The sequence below is a fragment of the Gilliamella sp. W8128 genome, assembly GCF_016100545.1.
Classification (GTDB): domain Bacteria; phylum Pseudomonadota; class Gammaproteobacteria; order Enterobacterales; family Orbaceae; genus Gilliamella; species Gilliamella apis.
Genome location: NZ_JACFSE010000003.1, coordinates 246,683 through 271,588, shown reverse-complemented (window position 1 = coordinate 271,588; position 24,906 = coordinate 246,683). Strand labels below are relative to the sequence as shown.

34 protein-coding genes are annotated in these 24,906 nt (G+C 34.9%); 21 read left to right on the top strand and 13 right to left on the bottom strand.

Features of this window, described 5'->3' with window-relative positions:
- The first annotated feature begins 19 nt into the window (after window positions 1-19).
- The 3 genes from H3U97_RS04545 to H3U97_RS04535 all read left to right on the top strand — a co-directional run bounded on the left by H3U97_RS04545 (window position 20) and on the right by H3U97_RS04535 (window position 6,517).
- Window positions 20-3,217 carry an autotransporter outer membrane beta-barrel domain-containing protein gene (locus H3U97_RS04545; protein ID WP_198198372.1) on the top strand — a complete coding sequence of 1,066 codons (3,198 nt, stop codon included), beginning with the start codon at window positions 20-22 and terminating at the stop codon, window positions 3,215-3,217.
- Window positions 3,218-3,527: 310 nt separating this feature from the next.
- Window positions 3,528-5,111 (top strand): glutamine-hydrolyzing GMP synthase, encoded by a 1,584-nt coding sequence (gene guaA / locus H3U97_RS04540; protein WP_198198371.1) that lies wholly within the window; start codon window positions 3,528-3,530, stop codon window positions 5,109-5,111.
- A gap of 200 nt (window positions 5,112-5,311) precedes the next feature.
- Window positions 5,312-6,517 (top strand): site-specific integrase, encoded by a 1,206-nt coding sequence (locus H3U97_RS04535; protein ID WP_198198370.1) that lies wholly within the window; start codon window positions 5,312-5,314, stop codon window positions 6,515-6,517.
- Here H3U97_RS04535 and H3U97_RS04530 read toward each other — a convergent pair.
- The 13 genes from H3U97_RS04530 to H3U97_RS04470 all read right to left on the bottom strand — a co-directional run bounded on the left by H3U97_RS04530 (window position 6,498) and on the right by H3U97_RS04470 (window position 15,148).
- Window positions 6,498-6,698, bottom strand: coding sequence for an AlpA family transcriptional regulator (locus H3U97_RS04530; protein WP_198198369.1), 201 nt, complete (start codon window positions 6,696-6,698; stop codon window positions 6,498-6,500). The two genes, H3U97_RS04535 and H3U97_RS04530, sit on opposite strands and share 20 nt — an antisense overlap.
- Before the next feature lie 407 nt (window positions 6,699-7,105).
- Window positions 7,106-7,534, bottom strand: a complete 429-nt coding sequence (locus tag H3U97_RS04525; protein WP_198198368.1) for a single-stranded DNA-binding protein — start codon at window positions 7,532-7,534, stop codon at window positions 7,106-7,108.
- Window positions 7,535-7,656: 122 nt separating this feature from the next.
- Window positions 7,657-8,337, bottom strand: coding sequence for a ribonuclease H-like domain-containing protein (locus H3U97_RS04520; protein WP_198198367.1), 681 nt, complete (start codon window positions 8,335-8,337; stop codon window positions 7,657-7,659).
- A complete protein-coding gene (locus H3U97_RS04515) occupies window positions 8,324-9,199 on the bottom strand; it encodes an ATP-binding protein (protein WP_065560686.1) in 876 nt (291 codons plus the stop codon). Before H3U97_RS04515 ends, H3U97_RS04520 begins: the two co-directional genes overlap by 14 nt.
- A complete protein-coding gene (locus tag H3U97_RS04510; RefSeq protein ID WP_198198366.1) occupies window positions 9,186-9,368 on the bottom strand; it encodes a hypothetical protein in 183 nt (60 codons plus the stop codon). Before H3U97_RS04510 ends, H3U97_RS04515 begins: the two co-directional genes overlap by 14 nt.
- Window positions 9,352-9,528 (bottom strand): hypothetical protein, encoded by a 177-nt coding sequence (locus H3U97_RS04505; RefSeq protein WP_198198365.1) that lies wholly within the window; start codon window positions 9,526-9,528, stop codon window positions 9,352-9,354. Before H3U97_RS04505 ends, H3U97_RS04510 begins: the two co-directional genes overlap by 17 nt.
- Window position 9,529: 1 nt before the next feature.
- Window positions 9,530-9,829: a hypothetical protein gene (locus H3U97_RS04500; protein WP_198198364.1), complete on the bottom strand. Its 300-nt coding sequence runs from the start codon at window positions 9,827-9,829 to the stop codon at window positions 9,530-9,532.
- Window positions 9,830-9,858: 29 nt separating this feature from the next.
- The gene (locus tag H3U97_RS04495) at window positions 9,859-10,212 is read right to left on the bottom strand and encodes a hypothetical protein (RefSeq protein WP_198198363.1); all 354 of its coding nucleotides are present in this window, start codon (window positions 10,210-10,212) and stop codon (window positions 9,859-9,861) included.
- Between the two features lie 205 nt (window positions 10,213-10,417).
- The gene (locus H3U97_RS04490; protein WP_198198362.1) at window positions 10,418-10,645 is read right to left on the bottom strand and encodes a hypothetical protein; all 228 of its coding nucleotides are present in this window, start codon (window positions 10,643-10,645) and stop codon (window positions 10,418-10,420) included.
- A gap of 82 nt (window positions 10,646-10,727) precedes the next feature.
- Window positions 10,728-11,003: a hypothetical protein gene (locus H3U97_RS04485; protein WP_198198361.1), complete on the bottom strand. Its 276-nt coding sequence runs from the start codon at window positions 11,001-11,003 to the stop codon at window positions 10,728-10,730.
- 812 nt (window positions 11,004-11,815) lie between these two features.
- A complete protein-coding gene (locus H3U97_RS04480) occupies window positions 11,816-12,646 on the bottom strand; it encodes a DNA adenine methylase (RefSeq protein WP_198198360.1) in 831 nt (276 codons plus the stop codon).
- A gap of 69 nt (window positions 12,647-12,715) precedes the next feature.
- Window positions 12,716-14,413, bottom strand: a complete 1,698-nt coding sequence (locus H3U97_RS04475) for an AAA family ATPase (RefSeq protein ID WP_198198359.1) — start codon at window positions 14,411-14,413, stop codon at window positions 12,716-12,718.
- A gap of 84 nt (window positions 14,414-14,497) precedes the next feature.
- Window positions 14,498-15,148: a S24 family peptidase gene (locus H3U97_RS04470; protein ID WP_198198358.1), complete on the bottom strand. Its 651-nt coding sequence runs from the start codon at window positions 15,146-15,148 to the stop codon at window positions 14,498-14,500.
- Between the two features lie 99 nt (window positions 15,149-15,247).
- On the opposite strand from H3U97_RS04470, the gene H3U97_RS04465 reads away from it, so the two are divergent.
- The 18 genes from H3U97_RS04465 to H3U97_RS04380 all read left to right on the top strand — a co-directional run bounded on the left by H3U97_RS04465 (window position 15,248) and on the right by H3U97_RS04380 (window position 24,874).
- Window positions 15,248-15,463 carry a Cro/CI family transcriptional regulator gene (locus tag H3U97_RS04465; RefSeq protein ID WP_034945234.1) on the top strand — a complete coding sequence of 72 codons (216 nt, stop codon included), beginning with the start codon at window positions 15,248-15,250 and terminating at the stop codon, window positions 15,461-15,463.
- Window positions 15,444-15,728, top strand: coding sequence for a CII family transcriptional regulator (locus H3U97_RS04460; RefSeq protein ID WP_198198357.1), 285 nt, complete (start codon window positions 15,444-15,446; stop codon window positions 15,726-15,728). Before H3U97_RS04465 ends, H3U97_RS04460 begins: the two co-directional genes overlap by 20 nt.
- A 55-nt stretch (window positions 15,729-15,783) precedes the next feature.
- The gene (locus tag H3U97_RS04455; protein WP_198198356.1) at window positions 15,784-15,939 is read left to right on the top strand and encodes a hypothetical protein; all 156 of its coding nucleotides are present in this window, start codon (window positions 15,784-15,786) and stop codon (window positions 15,937-15,939) included.
- Entirely contained in the window at window positions 15,921-16,814 is an 894-nt protein-coding gene (locus H3U97_RS04450; protein WP_198198355.1) for a replication protein, read from the top strand. Before H3U97_RS04455 ends, H3U97_RS04450 begins: the two co-directional genes overlap by 19 nt.
- Complete coding sequence (locus H3U97_RS04445; RefSeq protein ID WP_198198354.1) at window positions 16,811-18,217, top strand: replicative DNA helicase; 1,407 nt, start codon at window positions 16,811-16,813, stop codon at window positions 18,215-18,217. Before H3U97_RS04450 ends, H3U97_RS04445 begins: the two co-directional genes overlap by 4 nt.
- A 174-nt stretch (window positions 18,218-18,391) precedes the next feature.
- Window positions 18,392-18,580, top strand: a complete 189-nt coding sequence (locus H3U97_RS04440) for a hypothetical protein (RefSeq protein ID WP_198198353.1) — start codon at window positions 18,392-18,394, stop codon at window positions 18,578-18,580.
- A gap of 2 nt (window positions 18,581-18,582) precedes the next feature.
- Window positions 18,583-19,026, top strand: a complete 444-nt coding sequence (locus tag H3U97_RS04435) for a recombination protein NinB (protein WP_198198352.1) — start codon at window positions 18,583-18,585, stop codon at window positions 19,024-19,026.
- Window positions 19,023-19,325, top strand: coding sequence for a hypothetical protein (locus tag H3U97_RS04430; RefSeq protein WP_110447370.1), 303 nt, complete (start codon window positions 19,023-19,025; stop codon window positions 19,323-19,325). Before H3U97_RS04435 ends, H3U97_RS04430 begins: the two co-directional genes overlap by 4 nt.
- Window positions 19,322-19,675 (top strand): RusA family crossover junction endodeoxyribonuclease, encoded by a 354-nt coding sequence (locus tag H3U97_RS04425; RefSeq protein ID WP_198198351.1) that lies wholly within the window; start codon window positions 19,322-19,324, stop codon window positions 19,673-19,675. Before H3U97_RS04430 ends, H3U97_RS04425 begins: the two co-directional genes overlap by 4 nt.
- Window positions 19,675-20,028, top strand: coding sequence for an antiterminator Q family protein (locus H3U97_RS04420; protein WP_198198350.1), 354 nt, complete (start codon window positions 19,675-19,677; stop codon window positions 20,026-20,028). Before H3U97_RS04425 ends, H3U97_RS04420 begins: the two co-directional genes overlap by 1 nt.
- A 141-nt stretch (window positions 20,029-20,169) precedes the next feature.
- Window positions 20,170-20,868 (top strand): endonuclease, encoded by a 699-nt coding sequence (locus tag H3U97_RS04415; protein WP_198198349.1) that lies wholly within the window; start codon window positions 20,170-20,172, stop codon window positions 20,866-20,868.
- A 261-nt stretch (window positions 20,869-21,129) separates the two neighbouring features.
- The gene (locus H3U97_RS04410; RefSeq protein WP_198198348.1) at window positions 21,130-21,516 is read left to right on the top strand and encodes a putative holin; all 387 of its coding nucleotides are present in this window, start codon (window positions 21,130-21,132) and stop codon (window positions 21,514-21,516) included.
- The gene (locus H3U97_RS11585) at window positions 21,516-21,884 is read left to right on the top strand and encodes a phage holin family protein (RefSeq protein ID WP_198198347.1); all 369 of its coding nucleotides are present in this window, start codon (window positions 21,516-21,518) and stop codon (window positions 21,882-21,884) included. Before H3U97_RS04410 ends, H3U97_RS11585 begins: the two co-directional genes overlap by 1 nt.
- Entirely contained in the window at window positions 21,875-22,315 is a 441-nt protein-coding gene (locus H3U97_RS04400) for a D-Ala-D-Ala carboxypeptidase family metallohydrolase (protein ID WP_198198345.1), read from the top strand. The genes H3U97_RS11585 and H3U97_RS04400 overlap by 10 nt, the downstream gene beginning before the upstream one ends.
- Window positions 22,315-22,674, top strand: a complete 360-nt coding sequence (locus H3U97_RS04395; protein ID WP_198198343.1) for a hypothetical protein — start codon at window positions 22,315-22,317, stop codon at window positions 22,672-22,674. Before H3U97_RS04400 ends, H3U97_RS04395 begins: the two co-directional genes overlap by 1 nt.
- 123 nt (window positions 22,675-22,797) lie before the next feature.
- Window positions 22,798-23,142 (top strand): hypothetical protein, encoded by a 345-nt coding sequence (locus tag H3U97_RS04390; protein ID WP_198198341.1) that lies wholly within the window; start codon window positions 22,798-22,800, stop codon window positions 23,140-23,142.
- A gap of 3 nt (window positions 23,143-23,145) precedes the next feature.
- On the top strand, window positions 23,146-23,658 hold the full coding sequence (locus tag H3U97_RS04385) for a type II toxin-antitoxin system antitoxin SocA domain-containing protein (RefSeq protein ID WP_198198339.1): 513 nt from the start codon (window positions 23,146-23,148) through the stop codon (window positions 23,656-23,658).
- A 538-nt stretch (window positions 23,659-24,196) separates the two neighbouring features.
- Window positions 24,197-24,874, top strand: a complete 678-nt coding sequence (locus H3U97_RS04380) for a Rha family transcriptional regulator (protein ID WP_198198337.1) — start codon at window positions 24,197-24,199, stop codon at window positions 24,872-24,874.
- Window positions 24,875-24,906 lie beyond the last annotated feature (32 nt).

Below are 24,906 nucleotides of genomic sequence, written 5' to 3'. Positions count from 1 at the left end.
AGTCTATAAGGATTAAATTATGAATCGAATATACCAAACTAAATATAATTTTATTACTGGTACTAGCATAGTTTGTTCTGAATTGACACGACGTGTTAGTAAAGTAATGATAACGGTTTCAATTTTATCTGCCTCCGCCTCATCTTTTGCTTTAGATTGTACACCGAGTGCTGATGGATCTTATTTAGTCGGTCAAAATAGCCCTAGTTGCAATAATATAAATTCGGCAACTGTAACACAAACAGGTAATGCAAGTTTCTATATTTTAACAAGGAGTAAATTACATGAACAACTTAATGTTGGTGATACAACCCTTACTGCAAATGTCAGAGGCGATTATACCGGTTTAGGTAACCAATATACTTATGGTGTTTACGGTAGTTCAATTAATGCTGGTAATTTGAATTTTACTATTAATAATAATGGTAATGTGGTGGGTTTGATTACCTACAACAACGTAGATATAACTGCTAAAGATGTTGCATTAAATATAACTGATAATTATACCCGTGGTCAAAATTCTAGTGGTACGGTTCAAGCTTATGGAATATTAGCTGGCTCTTCTATCAATTCAGATGAAGGAAACGCCTATAATGGTAAATATAGCACAATTACAGTCGATAAATTGACAATCAATCAAACAACATCAGGAGGTAAAACTTCACCGTTATTAAATAATGGTATTCGCGCTATTCAAGGTGCATATACTAATAGCGGCGATGGTTCAACCGGCCGAGTTATTGTTAATGATGATTTGGATATGACGTTGACAGGTAATCGTGCTGTAGGTATTTATGTATCTGGTAATGCAACCAATTATAATGGAGCCAACGAAACAGGTTCTAGTGGTCAATTGACACCAATAGTGATTTTAAAAGGAGCTAAGAATAGTATTGTTTTGAATAAAGGTAGTGATAGCTCATCAATAGATTGGGATAGTAGTGGTATTAAATTAGGTAAGGCACGTAATATGGGTGAAGGGCCTGGTATTTTAGAATCTCACGGCGAACTCACCATTGATACGACTAATGCTTTAAATGGTTCTGGTATCAAAATGATACGAAATTCTTTATTGAAAGCTGATTATGATACTAGTTCGACAATTATTAAAACCAATGGTTATGCACTTGAAATAGGTACCCATGATGATACTAATTCAAATGGCGAGTTTGAACAAGCTGCCTCACATAATGTTAGTGCTAGTTTTAAAAATGCCATATTTACTACTAATGGTACCAGTGCTGATCCAGCTATTAGTGGTTCTGTAGGTCGTAAAGATTTAATATTTGTCGATCAAGGGCAAGTCAATACCGTTTTATCATTTAGTGGTGATAAAACAGATCTTACGGCAAATGATTCTGGTTATATTATTAATGTGAGTGGTAATTATACCGCTTCTGGATATCAATTCTTTTCTAACACTTATGATCAAGCTGGTGATGAACAGGGCCATGATGCCTATCTAGCGTCATCGGTAACTTTTAATGCTTCTGATAAGGGTAGTATGACTGGGTTAGTTTATAAAGGTTTGGTTAAAACAGAAGAGGGTGAAGTATTAGATACCGATAAAACACCATCACTTAATTTAAACTTAAAAAATGGTTTTACTTGGAATTTGAAAGCAAATGGTACTAATAAAACCGCATTATTTGATAATTTGACCTTAGCAAATGGTGCAGTACTTAATGCGGCATTTGATAATGCCGGCGGCAATGAATTTGTTTTACAAGGTAATGTTATCAATGATGGTGGCATTATCAGTATGGATAACCGTTCTCATGGAGAATATAATGATATTTTAACCATTCAAGGTAACTATTTTGCATCCAATAATGCGATAGTTAAGATGAATACATTATGGAATAATGTAAGTGATAGTTATGCAAACAATTCGCAATCAGATTTACTGAAAATTACTGGTGATGTTAAAGGTTTGACCAAAATCATACCAGTTGATACCAATGGCGATGAAAATGTTATTGATGGCAATATACATCAAGTTGCTACAGTATTGAATAGTACACCGATTATTAAAATAGAAAAATCAACCACCGTAAACAATTTTATTGGCGATGCTCAAACCAAAGGTGCGACTGAAATTCAATTAGCAAAACGCCAAACAGCTAATGGTGATGAATACTATTGGACTATGGATGCTGCTAAGCAAACAACACCATCATCATCACTAGTCCCTCCGGCGCCACCAAAAAAAGTGATTTATTCACATGCAGTGGCCGGATATGTTTCAATGCCACGAGTAAACCAAGAGCAAGGTCTATTAAGTGTTGGTACTTTGCATGAACGTAGAGGTAGCTATACCAATTTTAATTTAGCAAAATGTAGTACCTGTGATAACTATCTAAGTGAAACATGGGGGAGAATATTAGGAAAACATCTAAAATTAGATGGGAAAAAACGGCTGAATTTAGATACTGATGTCTATGGACTACAACTTGGTCATGATCTGGTAAATAATTTATTTGCCGATGGTAGCCACAATTATATCGGTGCCTATTTTTCATATACTAAAGCCAATACCGATTTTTCCGATAAATATCGTGCAGTTAATGGTTTAATTGCTCATAACAAAAAAACAGGTAAAGGTAACTCGGAAGCATTTAACCTTGGATTAACTAATACTTATTTTTCAGTTGATAATAGTTACATCGATTTAGTAGGCCAATTCTCGGCATTACGAAACAAATACGATGCGCATAAAAGCACTAGTTCAATTCACCAAAATGGCTTTGGTGTAGCGGTTTCCGCAGAAGCTGGATCTGCTTTTAATTTTGGCCAAAATGATATTAAGCAAAGCGATTGGTCAATAGAACCACAAATGCAACTTGTCTATCAGTATATTAATTTGGATAACTTTAAGGATAAATATCGAAGTGTGGATCAAAATAACCAAAAATTACTTCGTGGCCGCATTGGTGTTCGATTGGCTTACAATGATCAGGTTCAATCGGAACAAAGATCTTCTCTTTATACTATAGCCAATGTTTGGCACGATTTTATTAAACCAAGTAGTATTGAAGTGGGTAGAGACCGTTTAAGTGAAAAATATAACAGTAGTTGGGGGGAAATTGGTTTAGGCGCAAAAACACCAATAGTTAAAGATACCTATTTATATGGTGATGCGCGCTTCGAACATAATTTCAGTAGTGCTAAACATCAAGGTTATCAGGGTAATATTGGTGTTGAGCACAAATGGTAGTATCAATGGTAATACATAAAGTTGCTTAGTTTTATCTACTAATATATACATAGTAATTTGCTTTATAGTTACTATGTATATATTTTTTTATTCTTCATAAACTATTTTGAAAAATTTCCCACAACTATTACTTCAAGTGCCTATAGAATTATTTCCATTACGCAGTTCATTTCTCTAAGCAAGTTATCGATCTATTAATACATAGACACAATATACAAAAAAAATACTGCTAGGCTATTTAAGCATAATGATTAGATGATACAATAGCCACCAATTTTTATATTAGCCCATATTTTAGGAATTAAGATTGATGAATAAAGACATCCACCAGCAGCGCATATTGATTTTGGATTTTGGCTCACAAGTAACGCAATTAATTGCTCGACGAGTTCGTGAAATCGGTGTTTATTGTGAACTTTGGCCATGGGATGTTTCGGAAGAAAAAATCAAACAATTTAATCCTAAAGGTATTATTTTATCGGGTGGTCCGGAAAGTACCACCGAGCAAAATAGCCCTCGTGCACCTGAATATGTGTTTAAAGCAGGAGTGCCGGTATTAGGTATTTGCTATGGTATGCAAACAATGGCGATCCAGTTAGGTAAGGGCGGGGTCGTTACTGCATCTAATCAACGTGAATTTGGTTATGCTAAAGTAGATATTGTTGCAAAATCAAAATTAACAGACGGAATTTTAGATAGCATTAATGATCAAGGTATTAATCAACTTGATGTTTGGATGAGTCATGGTGATAAAGTCACTTCACTACCAGACTCGTTTACGGTAATAGGCCAAACAGAAACCTGTCCATTTGCCATTATGGCAAATGATGAAAAACAATTTTATGGCGTACAGTTTCATCCTGAAGTTACTCATACCGTTAAAGGATTTGAATTATTACAACGCTTTGTTATCGATATTTGTCATTGTGAAAAATTGTGGACACCATCTTCTATTATCACTGATGCGGTGGCGCGCATCAAAGAGAAGGTGGGTAAGGATAAAGTATTATTAGGTCTATCTGGCGGTGTTGACTCTTCGGTTACTGCACTATTATTACATCAAGCAATCGGCGATCAGTTAACCTGTGTTTTTGTGGATCATGGTTTATTACGTTTAAATGAAGCACAGCAAGTGATGGACATGTTTGGTGATAAATTTGGTTTAAATATTATCGCTGTTAATGCTGAAGATCGTTTTATGACGGCACTAAAAGGTGAAGCAGATCCGGAAGCTAAACGTAAAATCATCGGTCGTGAATTTGTTGCTGTTTTTGATGAAGAAGCAGCAAAACTTAAAGATGTAAAATGGCTTGCTCAAGGGACTATTTATCCCGATGTTATTGAATCAGCAGCCGCTGACACAGGTAAAGCACATGTCATCAAATCTCACCATAATGTCGGTGGTTTACCAGAAGATATGAAAATGGGCTTAGTTGAACCTTTACGTGAATTATTCAAAGATGAAGTACGTAAAGTTGGTTTAGAACTTGGTTTACCATACGATATGCTATATCGTCATCCATTCCCTGGACCTGGTTTAGGTGTACGCGTATTAGGTGAAGTGAAAAAAGAGTACTGTGATTTATTAAGACAAGCCGATGCGATTTTTATCGAGGAACTCTACAAAGCTGAACTATACCACAAAGTTAGTCAAGCATTTACCGTATTTCTACCAGTACGTTCAGTTGGTGTTATGGGCGATGGCCGTCGCTATGATTGGGTTGTCTCGCTACGTGCCGTAGAAACCATCGACTTCATGACCGCCCACTGGGCTCATCTTCCTTACGACTTTTTAGGAAGAGTATCAAACCGCATTATCAATGAAGTAAATGGCATATCACGCGTGGTCTATGATATCAGCGGCAAACCGCCAGCGACTATTGAGTGGGAATAGTTGCAATAGATATTATTTAGTCTCATACAATCTTTTTTAGTAACTCTAAGCCTTGTTTATCAAGGCTTTTTTGTATCACTTAGTATCATTTAGTATCATACAAGCTTACTTTTTTTGACGGTTTCTTTGACGGTATCATAATTTTAACATAGAATATTTTACTAAAATTACCGACATGAATGACGGTATAGGAGATAAAAATGTTAACAGAAACCAAGCTTAAATCAATAAAACCAAAAGACAAACAATACAAAATTCCAGACCGAGATGGGTTGTATGTTGCTGTATCTAAAGCAGGTACGTTGTCTTTTCGTTATGATTATCGCATTAACGGGCGACGAGAAACAATTACTTTTGGTAAGCATGGTGAATTATCACTATCTGAAGCAAGAGATAAGCTAATTGAAGCAAAGAAATTAATTGCAAATGGGCTTTCACCGGCTAAGGAAAAGCAACGTGAAAAGCAAACAAAAAATAATGATGTTTTTGGGTATTGGCTTGAAAAATGGTTTAACGATACTGGCTATGCTGATAGTACTAGGGATATAGTCGGAGGGATAATAGTAAGAGATGTTACTCCAAAATTTGGTAAACTACTATTATCAGAGATAACACCGACATTGCTTAGGCAATATTGTGAAAAATTAAAAGAACGTGCTCCTGTAGCAGCAGTGAGAACACGGGATATTGTTGGTATGGTCTTTACATATGCAAAGGCAAGAGGGGCTAATTATGATAACCCAGCCGATTACGTAAAAGGATCTTCAATAGCGACTTTCGCGCCAAGGGATAGAGCGTTAACAAAGCAAGAAGTGGGTATATTTTTTAACACATTGAAAATTAGCAAAACTTCTCTTCAATTAAAGATCGCATTAAAACTAATTATGCTAACAATGACAAGAAAAAGCGGAATAGTTGATGCGACATGGGATGAAATAGATTTTAAAAATGCGGAATGGACAATCCCTGCCGAACGCATGAAAGCGAGCCGGCAGGGAGCAGGTAGACCTCATGTTGTTTATTTATCTAAACAAGCTGTTGATTTATTTATGCAACTAAAGATATTATCAAGCGAATCGCCATTTGTTTTACCAAGCTTTGGACAATCAAAGTACGGTAATATATCTAAATCATCAATAAACAGAGCATGCACACATACTATTCAATTAGCCCAAAAAAACGGTTTTAATCTCGGTGATTTTACTGTGCATGATATGAGAAGAACTGCATCAACTCACTTACACGAGGCCGGTTACAATTCGGACTGGATAGAAAAGGCTTTAGCTCATGAGCAACGAGGTGTTAGAGCTGTTTACAATAAAGCTGAATACTCAGAGCAACGGCGAAAATTATTGCAAGATTGGGCTGATATGATAGATAAGTGGACTATTGAATATACGAGTTAACCTTTTCTTGCAACCAATTTTTTACTTGAGCTTCGTCCCAGACGACCCTTTTGGCTGATATTTTTATTGGTTTTGGGAAGTTTTCTGTTTGTATTTTTCTATATATTGTTGCTCGGCTAAAGCTTGTTATAGATTTTACGCCTTGCAACGATACTGCCTTTGTTAAAATAATTTTTTCCATAATTACCTCTGATTCTCTCTCATCAACAAATAACACTCAGTAATTTTCTGTATTAAAATGCTCTGATTTAATTTTTAGTTCGTGTGTTGTCATGGTTTTTTCCTTTAGACATTAGTTATCTCACGCCAAATAATCAGCGCAGATATTTGTAATAAATTAATAGATTAGGGTGGTTGTTCAGTGAGTTATTAACAGATTTTGTGGATAATATTGTAACTAATTGCTTAAAGAATCCTGCAAGTTCATTCTCATTAACTTTATAATCAAACCATTATTCCCTCTCGTTTTAGATATACATAAACCGTCTGCCACGGAATACCAACTTCAAGCCCAACTAATTTTAAATTTTTTAGTCTTGAATAAGACTCAATGCACCTTTTAATTATTTCTTGTTTATCCATATTTACCTACCAAGGAATATCATCATCAAATGTATCTTGCTGAGCCTGAGCCTGAGCCTGAGCTGGTGCTGGTGTTTGCTCAGGTGATTGTTCTGACTGATTGTTGACTTTATCGAACGTTAACGCTTCAAAATCATCAACTATAAAATAAATAGCTGTTTTGTTATTGCCGTATTGGTCCTGCCATTTATCTGTTTTATAGCGAGCTGTCACACGAATAAAAGCGCCTTTGCCTTTATTTAGCACTTTTTCCGCAATCTTACCGAACGCTCGTAAATTAGCCCAGTCTGTGACGTTTTCATAACTATCACCATTCTTCTTATAGCTACCAATTGCTATACTGAAATTAATGATTAGCTTGTTATCAGAAGTGTAACGTTCTTCAATTTTCCCGATTCTGCCCGTGAATAAACACTGATTTAAATTATTTGCCATTTTCTTGCTCCACTAATAATTGCTCAATTGCATTTTTACAAACTTGTTCTTTGATAGTTTTAGTTAATCTAGTCATAATTCTTTCCTTTAAAAAACGTTACTTGGACGGTTATGCGGTTTAATTAAGCAACATCTTGAAATGTTATTCTTTTATAAATAGCTCTGACTTTTTCAACATCATCAGCACAGTAGTCTGCAACTTGTTTTAATTTTCCATCCCGCACAAAATCCCAAACCTTAGAACCGTCTATTTCGTCACCTTTTGGCTGTATACCGAGCGACAAACAAATTTCATTCAAAGACACGTAATTACGTTTACCTGCCCATTCCGTCATTGTGTCGAATATATACATATTGTTATATGATTTACTATTGAGCGGTAAAAATGCCGGTGGTTTTACACCTAACACAATTGCACGTTGATAAATAAAGCGCAGGTCAAAGTTTTCGATATTGTGACCAATAAAATGTGGTGTAATATCTGAACTTGGTCTATAACACTCAATTAAATCATTAAAAAATGATTGCAATATTTGTTTTTCGGATGATGCCCAGTTATCAAAATGAATTACCTTCACATCTCCGTCATTGATTGCGTAACCAATACAAACAATTTGACCAAAACCACCATTTAATGCAGTTTTCCGATAAGCTGGCTCTTTATTTTCTTCAATCCAAGCACTTATCGAATCGGGTTTTTTATAATTTGCCGGCGCTGTTAAATTACTTTGAATATAGTTTTTTATATTGTCAGACTGGGTTGGAATTGTTTCTATATCGAAATAAATATTAAACTGTCTCATTATTTTCACCTTCTGAAAGCTTTATCTTTAACTGATTGTAGTGCTCTATAACTTCTTCTTGCTCACTGCATCCACGTAAGTTATTAAAACTAATAGCGAATAATTTCTGCAGTTCATCCAAAGATGAAATATTAGAGGTCTTTTCTTTGAAATTATTAACTTCCGCCTGCTCTTTTGTAACACCGTTATTTAACCACGCCAGCAATTGCTCGCCAGTTTCTGATGTAATCTTAAAAATTTTGCCGTCAAATAACCGCGTTCTATCTTTTGTTGATGTTGCATTGTGATTAATATCAATATCAAACATGACAGTGAATTCATATTCCATTCCGTCGCGCTGGATTGGTGCCATACCAACTTTTTTGGGAGCTTGTTTACCGTTATCGTTAACTTGTAGCACATATTCTTGCTTACTTCGCATTGTTGCGATAATGTGGCATGGACTTGCTAGCATTGCATTAACTAGCGCATTATGCTCCGGCGTGATACTTCTCCAAGCTGTGTAGCCATTTCCCTTACCGCTATCTGCGATTTTCCCTTGTTTATCCAATAAACCGCCATCGCCTGCCCATGCGTGAGAAAGACTATCGATAATAATTACGTCATAATTAGCTTGCTCGAACGCCTTAATTGCCTGTAGATATTTATCAATAGTGTAGGGGGCTTCAATTTGAATAATGTCATAGTCACCCAAATCAGCATATAAATCACCGCTACCTTGTTCTGTGTCAATTAACCCTACCTTTTGACCCAAACCAAACGCTAACAGCAAAGATGAATATGTTTTACCTGCGCCACTGGGTGCGGCTATACCTAATCTTAATTTGGCTTTTTTCCTAACCGCCTTTCTAATCTCTACCATATAATTCCTCCATCACATGCGTGACGTTTTCTTGTTTTTGAACTTGTAAATTAGCTAATTTTGTTAAATCAACTCTGTATGCCTCTGCCACATCAACGATCATTCTTTCTTGAATTGACAGCGATTGATAAATTTCTTCCCATTTCATGTAATCACCTCGACGCCACATCTAACATCCAGCTAAACAACATAAACAAACTGCCAAATGTCGTTAAAAGGACACAAAAAAGGGCGTATATTTGCTCGCCCCTAGTAAGTTCATAATTGATTGCCATTCGGTCAGTTTGTCTAACATTACAGCCGACAAAATCTATTGGTATGCTGTTCATGTTATTTCCTCAACTCCTCGAAAAACCAATTAGTTATGTCTTCGCAATCAGAGTTGTCAGTTAGAAAATCTTCAAAGCTGCCCCAGCAAATACCTTGTTTATCAAAAATAGAGTCTCTCGCAATAAAAACAAGCATCTCTTCAAGAATTGATTCTGGGATGAATGAAGCTTTATCTCCACTAATCCAATGCAAACCTGAATCCAAGCATGCATTTAACACTAACGCTAATTCATGCTCAGTTTTACATTTAACACGCCAATCCTTTTGTAATAATCTTTCTTTAACTTCGTTACTAATCATTGTTTTCTTCCTCAAATTCTGTAAAAACCTTAACTAAGGGCGAGCCTTTCACATCTTTCTTCTGCTAACTCATCAATCAGTTCAAATATTTTAGTAAGTAAATTTTTTTCTTGTAATGAATATGAATAATCATACATACAATAAATCCCATCCTCTCCATTTCCGAAAATAAATGACGCACTAGCTTTATAGTCACCTTTCTGAACATGAATGTGCATTACATCGAGGTTGTGATATAAATTTAAAATATCATCAACTGAGGACACTTCATTAAAAAGCTCGCCGTCATATACCGAGAATGAAAAACCTTGCTCTTCTAATTCGCTATAAAATGAATTAAGTATTTTTTCTTCGTTTTGTTTTGTTATTTCTAATCTGTTCATAATTTATTCCTCAATCCTGAATGTGATTTTTTAGTTATTCATGTAAATTACCAAAGCACTCTATTCGCTCGGAATCATCTGAATATTTATATAGAACAGCCTCTGCGTTACAAAAAGGGCATCGAATTGAAAATGATTGAATTAATTTTTTACATTCTGAATAAGTATCATTCTTGTTGTTTTTTTCTTTTGATGCGCTCATAATTTAATCCTCAAAATAATCTGTTAACCATAATTCAAAACTTTCTTTGACTGCCTGTGCTGGCGGTGTTACTTCCCAGTGACCAAAATCTTTATAAAACCCGCCACGTTCAAGTAATTCATTAGCTAATTCAGTTATGTATGTTTGCGTGTAATTTTTTGAATACTCATGCTGTTTTATTAACTCAATTAACAGTTCTAAATATTCTTGTTTCCATTCGTTGTAATTCATTGTTTTAACTCTGTAAAAAAGCCCTCAAAAGAGGGCAAAGGATGATAGAAATAAATAGCGCTTTCGAGGCAGGCGCCAAGCCTTAATGCTGAAACTTTTTATTTAATTCGAAATTAGCCTGTGAATAGCAGATATCAACAACGAATTTATCGTAGATATCAGCGTCGATGCTTTTACTTTCTAACTTGATTTTTAGTAGCTCTATAATTTGCCAGTCATTGTCATTGCCGAAGTTTTGAATCAGCTCTTCTGCTCGACTTTCAATCCATTCTTCTTTTGCATCTTGCATCTCTGCATCATCCATCATTTTGCAATATGCATGTTCGTGCCAATTCTCTACAGCTCTTTGTAACGACATAAATCACCTCGTTGCTATTTGCAAAATCCAATAAAACAAGCCAAACAAGCCACTAAATACAACAATAAAAGTGCAAAATAGGGCAAATTTAACTTCGCTATCCGTTAGTTGATAATCATTGCGAAACCTATCTTTAGTTTTCACATTGACAAAATCCTTATTAGTCATAATCACCTCGAAAAAAGCCCTCATAAAGAGGGCAAGCGGATGTAGTAAGTGCTGTCTTTCCAGCTGTCAGTAATTCATAAGTACTCTCGTAAAAATACTTATGAATGTTAGGCGCAGACCTCTCAGCCTGCTTGGTGGTTTACCTGCACAATTCATCCAGTTACCCACTAGGCGGAATCAGCAACCAGTAGCCGCCTCTAATCTCTGGTTACTATATAAAGTTAAGCAATCTGTTTACTAAAGAACTTGATGGCCAGTCGGTCTCTGTCGAGGCTGGGAGTGATTAAGTCGCTCACCCGATGCGTACTGCTGTGATTGCTACTTTCCAAAACCGCAGTATGTTCATATGCCTCTGCTAGCTACTTGAATCTTGCTACCTAATTAGTAACTCGTAGTATTGCTAATTGATTGGTAGGTTGATTTGTTTTGATGGGTAATAATTTAAGATATCTAAAATTATTTGTCAATAAAATATTTAAGAAATCTAAAATAAATTTAAGTATTCTATAGCTTGATTTTTAATATGCGGGTTATGAGTAATTTTGAATTGCAAATTATTTTTTAATAGAAAGGTGTTTTAAAGTTGTGGTGGGGATTTTGGGCGTGAAAAAAGCGACTTCTGTCGCTCGAATAAAATTTAGCAATTAGTTGTCGGGTATTTTTAATGAATCGCTATAAATAATAATTTCTTTAGCTTTCATTTTTAATTGAGCGCTATAGTTTAAACTATACTCTCTTTGACGATATTGCTTGTATATCTCTTTAATATTCTCATTATTATCGTATGAAACTAACCAATGGAATTGTGCATCATCAAGTATTTCTCTGATTTTCACATGATCGTCATGGTTATAATAGTTTCTATATAGTCCTTGTCCTTTTACATAGTAAGGAGGATCTAAGTAAATAAAAACATTTTTATTATTAGTTTTATTTATTTGAGTTAATAATTTCGATGCATCTAGATTGGTAACAAAAATATTTTTGGCCCAACTGCTAATTAATTGAATTTTTTTTATTAAGTCTAATTTTTTAAATCGATTATCTATTCTATAAATTCCATCTTGTTTTTTACCGCCAATAACCCCACCTTTTAAAATTCCTGAGCGGTTCGTTCTATTGAGGAAAAAAGCTGAAAATCCAAGGTTTAATTCAGAGTTATTTAATGGATTATTTATGATCTCTTTTTGCTTATACCATTCATCGATTGTTATAGGCGTATCATTAAGTAAACGTAAAAAATTTTCAGTATCATATATAGCTGATTTCCAAAATGAATAAACAGCCGGGTCAGCATCGTTAATGTGAATGTTTTTGCAAATACCATCAATTAGAAGATTAAGAGCAACACCAGCGCCACCTGCATAAATTTCATAATAGTCACAACCAACAATATTGTTGGTTTCTATTATATTTTTAATATGAGGAGAAAACTTAGATTTTCCCCCAGGATATCTTAATGGTGAATAGTGCATGATGGTATCAAAATAGTGAATATGATTATTAGTGTATATCAACTATATTTTATTGGCCAGAACTAAATTTTAATTTGGCCAAATATTTGGATTAATTCCATTCGGTGTACAAACACGTTTAAATGAACATTCTAAATCATGGATAAACTCATCTAGTGCTGTTTTATTTTCGTCATTTGCTAGCCAGTGTCGAAGTAATAATTTAAAAAATATTTCATTTTGATTAAAATGGCTTTTTCTTTTCTTTCTAATTTCTCCATTTGATGGTTTCATTGTTTCTCTATAATTTTTTTCTATTTCATCTATTTTTTCTATTTCTATTTTTATATTTTCTCTATAATACTCCTTTGTTATTTGTGCATGTAACACATCATCACTGGACCAAAAATCAGGATCGTTGTCATAAATATATAATGAATAGTCGAATAATAATTTCTCAGGACTTTTATTACTTGGAAGAAAAATAATGTTTTTTTTGCTATAAATTGTTTTAATTTGTTTATAAGCTTTAGGATCTTGATTAGAAGGCCTCTCATCTCCATCAAGAATGGTTATTGAAGGGGTTAAAGAACGGAAAAAAAACTCATCATCATTCATTTGCTTCAGTGTTTGCGCACCAATATTAAATTGGCCCAAGTGTAATGCGGTTTCTATTTTTGAAAAATCATCATTTTCTTTTCTTTTGTAATTAAGTATTTCTTTTAAAAAAATTCTAGCTTCTTCATCTTCAGTTAGAACAGGGATTTTTTTTAATTTGTATTTCCCGTCATCAATTTTATTTTGGAGAAAAAATGATATGTTCTGTAATGTCGGATCAGGTAACAGTATTATAGAGCCACTTTGTGTTTTAGGTGTGGTGTTATCAATCAAATATAAAATATTACATCCTTTTTTTATTGAATATTCAATAAGAGACAAGCTATGTGTTGTGAAAAAAACTTGTATTTTATAATCAATAGAAAACTCATGAATTATTTTCAATATTTTATATTGTAGTGTTGGGTGTAATGTAGCATCTAGCTCATCAATTAGTAACACGCTTTCGTATTTGTTACTTTGGTTACTATTTTCATAATAGTATTTTAAAGACAGTAATGCTGTTAATAGTATTTGTATATTATCTTGCCCTGCTGATATTGTGTTTGAATCAATCCCACTGATGTTGCTTCTAAATGTTGGCCTTTTTTTTATGTTTGCAATGTTCTCTTGAGGTAAAATCTCGGCTATTTCAATATTACATAAAGCATTATACAATTCATTGTACTTATCCCTATATTCTTGTGGTAAAAACTTCTTTATAGTGATTACATCTGTGTCATCAGGAATTTCTCCAGTTGGAATTAGCCTCGGTAATCCTAAATAAATTATAGGTATTTCAGGTAAGTTTTCTTTTTTGCCTTTTGCATAATTGGGGATAATTCTATAACGATTTAACATTCCATCATCCTTCACTCTAAAAGGGATAGGATTGGGACGGTCGTAATATTTTATATCAAAAACTTTTCCTTCATTATTATCTTGTTTTGTTACTAATCCCGCTTTGGCTAAAGATTCAATTTTTGGATTTATAAGTTGGTTTAATGAGTTAATAAGTTTTAAGCTTGGATTGTTTTTTAATTTTGGTTGTTTAAATGAATTACTTATGATGTATAAAATAGTCGTTTTGCATGTACCATTCCCTCCGGAAATAACATTGATGTTATTTGAAAATTTAAAACTAATATCGTGTAATTTTAAATACTTTTTAATTTTAATTTCTTCTATCATGATATATTACTACCTTATTCCGGTTACCTATATTTCACTCTCAAAAAACCGCCGAAGCGGTTAGCCGTGTTCTATTTGGAACTATTATCTTTTACGTCTAAATATTCTGTGCTCAACCATAGTACCAATTATTCTAATTTGTTGTTTTAATGTACTCATGATTGTGTAGTCTGGATTAAGCGGGATAAGCTCGAATTGCATTCGTTCGTGTTCATCATGTCCTAATTCGCGATATTTCTTGAAAGTAGCTTCTGATTCACCATTCATTGCAACAACAAATTCACCTGGAATAGGTTTAATGGCTGGATCAATGATAACAACATCACCTTCCTTAAATTCTGGCTCCATTGAGTCACCTTTTATTTGTAATGCAAATGCTTTATCTGATAATTCTAATGATGTCATAATATATTCAAATCCAGTTAAATCCCTAAGCTCACAAGACTCTGTCCATACTCCTGCTTGTACATAACTAATTAATGGCACCTTGAAAGATTTTAATGATGCAGGCACAATATTGGCTTCTTCCCCACCATTCAGAAGCCATGCAAAATCACATTCAAGTGCTATTGATAAATCGAATAAATTTTTTGCACTAGGTGATGTAGTATCTGACTCCCATTGCGATATTGAACCATGGCTAGCGTCCTGTAAAGATTTAGCTAAGTCTTTTTGAGTAAGATTTAAAGCCTTTCTTCGGCTCCGTATTCTTTGGCCAATTGTTTCTGTTGCCATTTGACACCTCTTTTATTGTTTAAGTTATCTTAAATCATATTGACTTAAGTTTTCTAACAATGTAATATTTTAGAAGTCTTAAATTAATGGATTTAAATTATGCTAAAAAAAATAGTTATTAATTATTTTAAAAGCCCCAAAAAGGTAGCTGATGCTTTGATGATTAGTCCTGCTGCTGTTTCCCAGTGGGGCGAAATAATCCCAGAAAAAAACGCGTATCGTCTACAAGAATTTACCAATGGAAAATTAAAGGTAGATAGCTCTTTGTATCGAAAAAATAACAGAGATCAAATCAATGGAAAAATTATCGAATAAAACAAATGAAAGAGCGAGAAAGATTGAAAGCATAATCTTGCAACGTCTTGCAGAAAAAACACAGACAACTATTGCAATAGAGTTGGGTATGAGCGAGTCAAAAATATCTAGATTAAAAAACGATGATATTCCCGTGATTGCAAAACTAATAACTTGTTTAGGGTTAAAAGTTGTTCCTGATGATTCGTTAGAAGTGTCACAAGCAGAGCTGAAATCTATAAAAACTTTAGCAAGAAAATACTTAGAAATTGATGAAATGGCATAAAAAAGCCACTAATTAGCGGTTAGTGGCGGGTGCATTTATTGAAAGGAATAAATACATGAAAAAGAATAAAACAAATTGTAAGACATGTCAACGGGCAGATAAACCCGACGAGTTAGCAATGATTGCATTAAACAATCCTGAATTTGGGAAACGGTTGATCGAAGAATTTAAAAAAGCTAAAGGGGAGCCGTCATGTCTACAGCAGAAGTAATTAATTTTTATGACGCTAAAAAAGGCGTAAACATGGATAACTTTAAAAAGGGTTATATTGCGTTAAGTCGAAGTGTTAGACGTGCTGAATGGGCTAAGTGCGCAATTAAACGTACTTTATGGGAAAACCTTTTACTCGATGCAAGTTATAAAAGCAGAAGTGTTAATTTTAAGGGTGTTAATTGGGAGTTAACAAGAGGTCAATTAGTGACAACTAGAGAAATTCTAGCAAGCCAAATCGAAATTGGTGGGAAACCTGTAAACTCAACATTAATACGCCGAGCATTAGAATTTTTTGAAAAGCAAGGCATGATTTCAAGGGTTGGAAACCGTTTAGGTACTGTTATAACAATCATGAATTATGACGCTTATCAGTCATATTTTTGTGACCAATCAAATGACCAAAAGAATGACCAACCTAATGACCAATGCAAAGCTAATAGTATCAATACCTCAAATGAGGTTAATGACCAACGATGCGACCAATCAAATGACCAAAAGAATGACCAACAGAACAATAAAGTATTAGAACAAGAAAGTAATAATAAAAATAATATGTCATCTGACGATGACCAATCTGCACCAAAAAATGAAAATTCAATTGATTTTGATTTAGTCATGGATGCATACAACGATGCTGTAGAAAACAGATTGCCTAAAGTCGTAAAAATGACCCCTGCAAGAAAAAACGCAGTGAAGAAATTACTTAAAGAGCTTGAACAACCAACATTCCAAAACTTGGCTGGTTATTTTTATGATTTTGTGGACAACGCAAAACCGTTTTACTTTGGCGAAAATGACAGAGGATGGCGTGCTGATTTTGATTACATTGTAAAAACAACCACGTATTTAAAATTTATTGAGGGGTCGCTATGAATATCACACCTAACGATTTAGTGGCAGAGCAAGCGGTACTCGGCACAATGATGGTTAATTTCGATTCTCCACGTTGTCAAAAAGCGATCCGCCAGTTAAAAGCTGATTCATTCTATAGCAAACAACATCAGATGATTTTTAGCCAAATTATCGAACTGAGCAAAAAGAATTATCCAGTTGATTTGATCACCGTATCAGACAGCATGGAGGCAAAAGGCACATTATCAGAATGTGGCGGATTAGCGTATTTAGCTGAATTATCTAAAAACACGCCATCGATGGTGAATGTTATTGCATATGCTGGAATTGTTAGAGACAAGGCAATCGAACGTTACACATTGCAAAAATTAAACGATTGTAGCGCCATGATTTATGAAAAATCTAATTTATCAACCAGTGAAAAACTATCCGCTATTCAATCGTTATTTACACAAATTGATGACTATAACAAAACAGGTAAAACGCTAGGGCTTAAATCACTAAATACAATCGCTGACAAATGGACAGCAACGCTTGAAAAACGATTAGATAATTCCGACAGTGCAAGAGGATTATCTACAGGTCTGAAAGCGTTAGACGAAAAACTAGCTCCAAAAGGTTTGGTTCGAGGCTCATTATTTGTTGCTGGTGCTCGCCCAAAAATGGGTAAAACAACATTTGAGATTAACATGGCACGTCACTGTGCAATGAATGAAAAATTACCAGTGTTAATCTTCTCACTTGAAATGCAAGACGAGCAAATGCTCGAAAACATTTTAGCGCAGGAATCAGGCGTTAGTAGCGATATTTTTTATGATGGTGGTTTAGGCGCTGATTCAGAGTTCGCACGAGTTATGCATCACCTCAAAGAGCTATCTGAAACCGACAATATCTACATTGATGATACACCAGCAATCACATTATCACATATCAGATCAGAATCAAGACGAATGGCAAAAGCGAAAGGACAGATTGGCATGATCATGGTCGATTATCTAACGCTCATGGACAAGGAAAAAGGAGATGACCAACGCAATGATTTAGCTTATGGGGTAATAACTAAAGGGCTTAAAGCGCTCGCTAAAGAATTGAATTGTGTAGTTGTTTTATTAACACAGTTAAATCGAAATCTTGAATCCAGAGGTGATAAACGACCTGTTCCAAGCGATAGCCGAGATACAGGACAAATCGAACAAGATTGTGATTACTGGATCGGTATTTATCGCGATTCCGTTTACAACGATCAGGCAGATAAAAACCTAATGGAGATTATTGTGGCATTAAATCGTCATGGCGCAGGCAATTTTACTGTATATGCAGGAATTAAGAACGCGCGAATTTACGATATAAATCAGGCAGAGGCTTATGCTCAATCGAATGTCGAGCCAGCCAGAAAAGAGCGTAAATATGCTAAAGCGAGTTAACCACTGCTCGCTCGGTCAATATCACATGTTGGACAAAATAGCATATGACTATGCGATCAGTATAGCGAGGCCAAAACCAAAAACAAATATACCGAAAATTAAACGTGAGCTAGATGAAAGGGTAAAGAAGCTCACTGACGAAGAAAGGGAAAAATTGAGGGAGTTAATACAAAAATGGCTAGAAAATATCAAATAACAGCAGAAGTTAAGAAAGGCTGGCAAGCGTGGGGAACAATCGTGTTGCATCGTGATTCAAAACTCACAGAAAAGGGTTTAATTAAAACGCTGGCTACAGTTAAAAACTCGTTTGGCAATACTAAAGTTGATGTTGAGGTGTGTAATTTCCAGTGTGTGAGGGTTTAGAAGTGATTAAAGAATTTCGATTAACACACGAACTAGCACGCAACATAGCGATTGCCGTAATAAATCAATTGCCAGTCGATAGCGAGCATCCATTGCGGATTGTAATTAATGAAGACAATCGCACGTTAGCACAAAATCGCATGATGTGGGCTGTTTTGAATGATATTGCCAAGCAAGTTGAATGGAACGGAGAAAAGCTCACATCAGAGGAATGGAAGCATTTAATCACGGCTAATTTGCATGGGCAGAAATGCGTAAAAGGCATTCAAGGCGGACTAGTGTTTATGGGGCTATCAACTCGCAAAATGAATAAAAAAGAATTTGCTGACGTGGTGACATGTGCTGAACAATTTGGTGCGGAAAATGGCGTTAAATTTAGTAATGATGCGTTAGAAGCCATACGATTAGCAGAGCAGTACAAAGACCAGTTATCAAAGGTGGCATGATGATAAAACAGGTTATTTATCGAAACTCAAAATGGCTCGATGCTGTTAAATCAATAGAATATTGCGTCTTATGTGGTTGTTATTGTCAAACTCAGCCTGCGCATAGAAATGAAGGCAAGGGAATGGGTATGAAAACGGATGACTGTGCATGTGCCGCATTGTGTAATCAATGTCATTATCAGATTGATAACGGTAAAGAATTAACAAGAGAAGAAAGACGAATTTTATTGGATAAAGCAATAGTATTAACAATTATTCAGTTAGCAAGGCGAGGGAAAATAGGGGTAATGAAAGCATGATTATACTAACACTTCCTTACCCTCCAACGGTTAATCATTATTGGGGAACGGCAGGAAAGCGAAGATACATTAAACCTGACGGCATTAAATTTAGAAACGCCGTTATAGCTATCGTATTGCAGAATAAAGCTAATAAGAAGTTATCTGAAAGGGTAATGGTTGAAATTAAAGCTTATATGCCAGATAGAAGAAAACGAGACCTAGATAATATAAATAAGGCTATTTTTGATGCATTAATTCATAGCGGTGTCATTTTGGATGATGAGCAAATAGATGTATTACACAGTGAAAGAAAAGAAGTTATCAAGGGTGGCAGAATAGAATTATCTATAAGTAAATTGGGGGCGTAATGAGAGAAACTAAAGAAATTTTAACGGCGTGGAAAAACACCCGTATTTTAAAAAGAATGGGAACAGAATACCCCTCAAAATCGGCAGGTATTAATGGTGCGCCAATGGATTTTGATTATCGTCAGTATTTAACTGAGGAAGAAGCCCTGATTGTTGATAATGCGGTTCTCAAACTTAAATTAGATAATTATTCACAATGGATTGTATTAACTGCTTATTATTTGCGTAATATTTCGTGTAATGCTCAAGCTCAAGCTGTAGGCAAAAGACCTCACGATATTATTAATTTATTAAACCAAGCCGAAATGTTTATAAGAGGTAATATTTACGATTTTTTCAAAAAAGCAGCATAAAATTCAAAAAAATGTTATTAAAATGCTGGACTTTGCGCAAATGCGCATATATAATTAGTGTAAGATGCGGTTTAAAGCGCATAAATTATAAGTCCAATCAAAAGTTGGGCTTTTTTATTATCTAAAATTTATGAGTCTGAAATGGAATTCTTAAAAAAATTTATTCTTCTATCTTTTTGTTTAATCTCTACACCAGCATTCACGGCTCAGCAAAATTTCAATAATGCAAAAAATCATTTAGTTAAAATCTATAAATCTAACCCTGAACAAACGACATTCTATTGCGGATGTGAGTTTTCATTTGACGGTAAAAAAGGTTCTGTAGATTTCAGCAAATGCGGTTATACACCGCGGAAAAATGAGGTACGCGCATCTCGTATAGAATGGGAGCACGTCATGCCGGCCGAAAATTTCGGTCGGCATCTACAATGTTGGCGTGACGGTGGTCGCAAAGAGTGTAAAAAGGATGTTACGTTCAACACTATGGAAGGCGACCTACACAATCTACAACCAGCTATCGGCGAGGTGAACGGTGACCGCTCTAATTATCGCTACTCACAATTTACAAAAGAATTTACTCAGTACGGGCAATGTCAATCAGCTGTCGATTTTAAAGAGCGAAAATTTCAACCTCGTGACGAAATTCGAGGCATGATTGCACGCACATATTTTTATATGCAAGATAAATACAATATCAATTTATCGGATTCTGACCATAAGTTGATGACGGCGTGGAATGATATGTACCCGCCAGAACAATGGGAATGTGACAGGAATCGACAAATAGAACAAATACAGGGTAATGATAACAAGTTCATTACCGAAAAATGTACTAATTAATCAAGCCGCCTAAATGGCGGTTTTTTTATGCTTATTTTCTGGCAATCAGCATTTATTTAACAACACTGTATGTAGTTTTCGCTGATTGTCTTTTTTCAAATAACAGTCCTCCTACGCCACTTTCTAATATCTCAATCTAATCATTTTGATATAGATACGCTCGGAGGCTTCTACAGCATCGACAGCAACGCTAGATACGCACACTACTAATCATTAGCTAGTACGCTGTCATTTCTATCAACAACTAATTAAGGTATAAACATGCAAGAGCCAGCCTCTACATCAGCATTTCTGGCGGTTATGTGCGCTATAGGTGTTGTTTCTGGATCTGACGCATATCCAGTAATTATTAGCTCATTTGCTGGCGCAACGCTCTATATGACATCTAGCCATAATATCAGCTTAAAACGGCGCTGGTTGTATTTCATATTGTCATTTTTTCTTGGTATCACAACATCAAATGCTGTTGGGAAAATCATTGCTTCATTAATCCCGTTTGTCCAACTAACTGTTGATCAATCATTAGGCGCATTATTGTCATCAGCATTTATAGTAAAAGTATTAGTATCAATGCTTGAAAATCAAGAAGTTGAGAAATCTATTTTTAGCACTTTTATAAAATGGCTCTCCAAGAGGAGGGATGAATAATGTATCTTTTAGCAAGCTTATTTAACTTCGACATGAACGCAGTACAGCCTTTTCTTAGATGGATAGTTGTTGCGTTATGCTTGTCATCTGCAGGCGTTCTATTTTGTTATAAACGAGGTAAGTCAAAATTTAGATTTTGGCCCTCGCTTTTTGCTTACTCATTAATGCTAGCGATGATATCAGACCCGATTTTGGTTTTTATCGGACAACCCAAAATAATTGACCTTACAGAAATAATCGGTAGGAGCTTTATTTTAGCAGTCCTAGTTGCGCATAAAGGTAACGTCATGGGCGCTTTTAGGACTGCGCAATGGCCAAGAATTTTGACTTGCTGGAAGATACGTAAGGGAGAGAATAAATGCAACTAACAGAACATTTTAAACTTGAAGAATTCACATATTCACCAACAGCTACTAAATTGAAAATAGATAATTCTGTACCTGATGATTTAATGCCGAACGTCAAACTAACCGCTATCAAGTTAGAAGTCGTAAGAAAGGCGCTAGGTAAACCAATCGTTATTAATTCTGGATATCGTTGCCCTAAGCTAAACAAACGTGTAGGTGGTGTGTCAACCAGTGCTCATACTAAAGGGTTAGCCGTTGATTTTCATAGTTCGTATGGAACGCCCAAACAAATTTGCCAACGTTTAATCGATGCAGGTGTACAGTTCGATAAATTAATTCAAGAGCATAATCAGTGGGTGCATATTGGATTCAGTCCTAACAACAACCGGCAAATAGTGTTAACAGCGGTTAAACAGGGCGGTAAAACTGTTTACTTAAACGGGTTAGTTTGATGGATAAATCAAAAATATTAGGTATTGCATTAATTGTCGTTAGTTTTGTGCTAGCTGTTTATTTCGGTTACAACAATTATCAGGAAAAAAATAGACTCAAAAACGATAAATTAGAGCTAACAAATAAAATCGAACAATTACAGCAAACTATCGTTAAAAACAATAAAGTCATTGCAGATAACGAGCAATCAAAACGTGAGCTAGAAAATCAATCAATAGAACGGCAGGAGCAAATCAATGAGCAACTCAAAGATAATAACTGTGCTAATCAGTTTGTGCCTATGCCCATTTCTGGTAGCTTGTACAACCGAGCGAAAAATCTTCGTGAATCAACCAATACCAGCCAATCTATTAAGTGACTGCCTACCAAATTTACCGCCTAAATCAATGACATTCGGTGATAGCGTGAAATATAACGAACACTTACTCAATGTTATAGAGAAGTGTAATGCTGATAAAAGAGCTATTCGGGATATTAATAAATGAAAAATAATGACGAGCTAGGTGCTGAACACTATATTAAATTTGGGAAAATGCAACTTGATATAGTATTAAAGCGCCTTTTGAATCAACGAAAAGATTTGCCTGAATGGGTAAATAAGTATTTATATGTGCAATTAGACCGAGCTGTGCGTCATTTTGAAGATAAGGACGTTAGCATGATTGAAATAGGCAGTTTTCGGGTCTTTTCTGTTATGAACATATTAGACATGTTTGATGGAAAATGTTTTTTGGATGAATACGGTCATACTCATGACTTGGATAGATACATAAAAACAAGAGAAATTAAATCAATTTATAATAAAAAGGGCGATAAGAGAGGTTAGCAAATGCTTATTGATCGCCTCGATCACACTAAACGATTAGAGGTTTTGCTATATGTGGCATCTAGGGTTGCCTGCATATCTCGCATACATACCATTATTTATTTTGCTAACAGGTATCACTTGGAGCGATATGGGCGATTCGTTATAAATGATTTTGCAGTGATTAGAAATGATGAAATAGTTTTATTAATTCTACACAACATGATTGATGGTTTGGGAAAGAAGTTTCATCATTACCAAGGAATTACAGAATCTCTGAACTATCATGTTAGGCAATCAGGGGCTAGGATGTTGGCGCCAAAACGAATGGCTAATTTTGATTATCTCAGTGATAGCGATATTGAGTGTTTAAATGAGACGATAGGGAAAATAAAATCAATGTCACCCAACGATCTCATTTTATTTAGCCATGATGATTTATTCATGGCGAGTTACCCAAACAAGGCTATCACATTACATAAAATTGTTGATTATTCATTTAATTCTGATGAATTACGGGAATACCTCGCGTCTTAGCTTTCATTCGCTATTAACAGGTCAAATGTTTGGTGTGAAAGCTCAAACATGGAAAGAATAAAAGGGCACGGCTAGATGCTAGCCCGAATTACTAAAAATCATCTAGCTACAGTAACCGTACCCTGTTCCTCTGTTAGTATATTCTTAATATTTTCACGACAGGGTCTTTTAAATAACCAATTGTTTTTAAATGATTTAAAAAATAATTTAATTTTGGTGTTTGCAAACGTCAACTTTTTTGGTTAAATTTTAATACAAATATATATATTGCCAATAAACCGCCTAGAGCGGTTTTTTTGTATCTAAAAGACATATAGCCACCTAATCGGTGGTTTTTTTGTGCCTAAAATTCAAAAAAATTTAACTTCAATCGGTGCAAAAACGCACCGCAACCAATTCTACAATCACAATGCCAATCACACGGCAAATATTAACCGAGAGCTTTACAGAATGAGTCTATGAGAATGACAGTTAATGTCTAACTCTTGGGCTGTTTATTCTGTGTGAGACGTAGGCTCATTCTATAGAGGACATTAAAATGAAATTAGTAGAAATTAAAAAATTCGAATTATTTACTCAATCTGATTTAATCGCACAGGGTGTTAATAAATCGCATGACACTGTTATCAAGTTAATTGACCGCAATTTAAATGATTTAAATGAGTTTGGTGAGGTCGGATTTGAAATCCGAGCTGGTTATAATAATGCTCAAGTTCGTGTAGCGATTTTAAATGAACAGCAAGCTACATTGTTAATAACGTACATGCGAAATAACGAGCAAGTAATTAAGTTTAAAAAGACGTTAGTAAAAGCATTTTTTGATATGCGATCATTGTTAAGTGCAAAAATAAACGATCGGAATATAGCTAAAGTTGAATATCGCCCTATGACAGATGCGTTAAAGTATGAACTAGAAATAAAAGGCAAGACACCAAAGCACTATGATTTTAGTAATGAAGCAAACCTAATCAATCGTATAGCATTAGGTATGACAGCATCAAAATTCAAAGATGTTCATCATATAGGTAAAAGCGAATCAATTCGAGATCACCTTACACCATGCCAAATTAAATGTATTACCGATCTTCAAAGAGCTAATACTACTTTTATCCAATTAGGTATGGAATTTGAAGAAAGGAAATTAAGGTTAATGGAATTATTCAAACGCAATCACATCATACAGTTATTTGATGAACAACAAAAAATAGCCGCTTAGTGTGGCTTTTTATTATCTAAAAAATAAAGGTA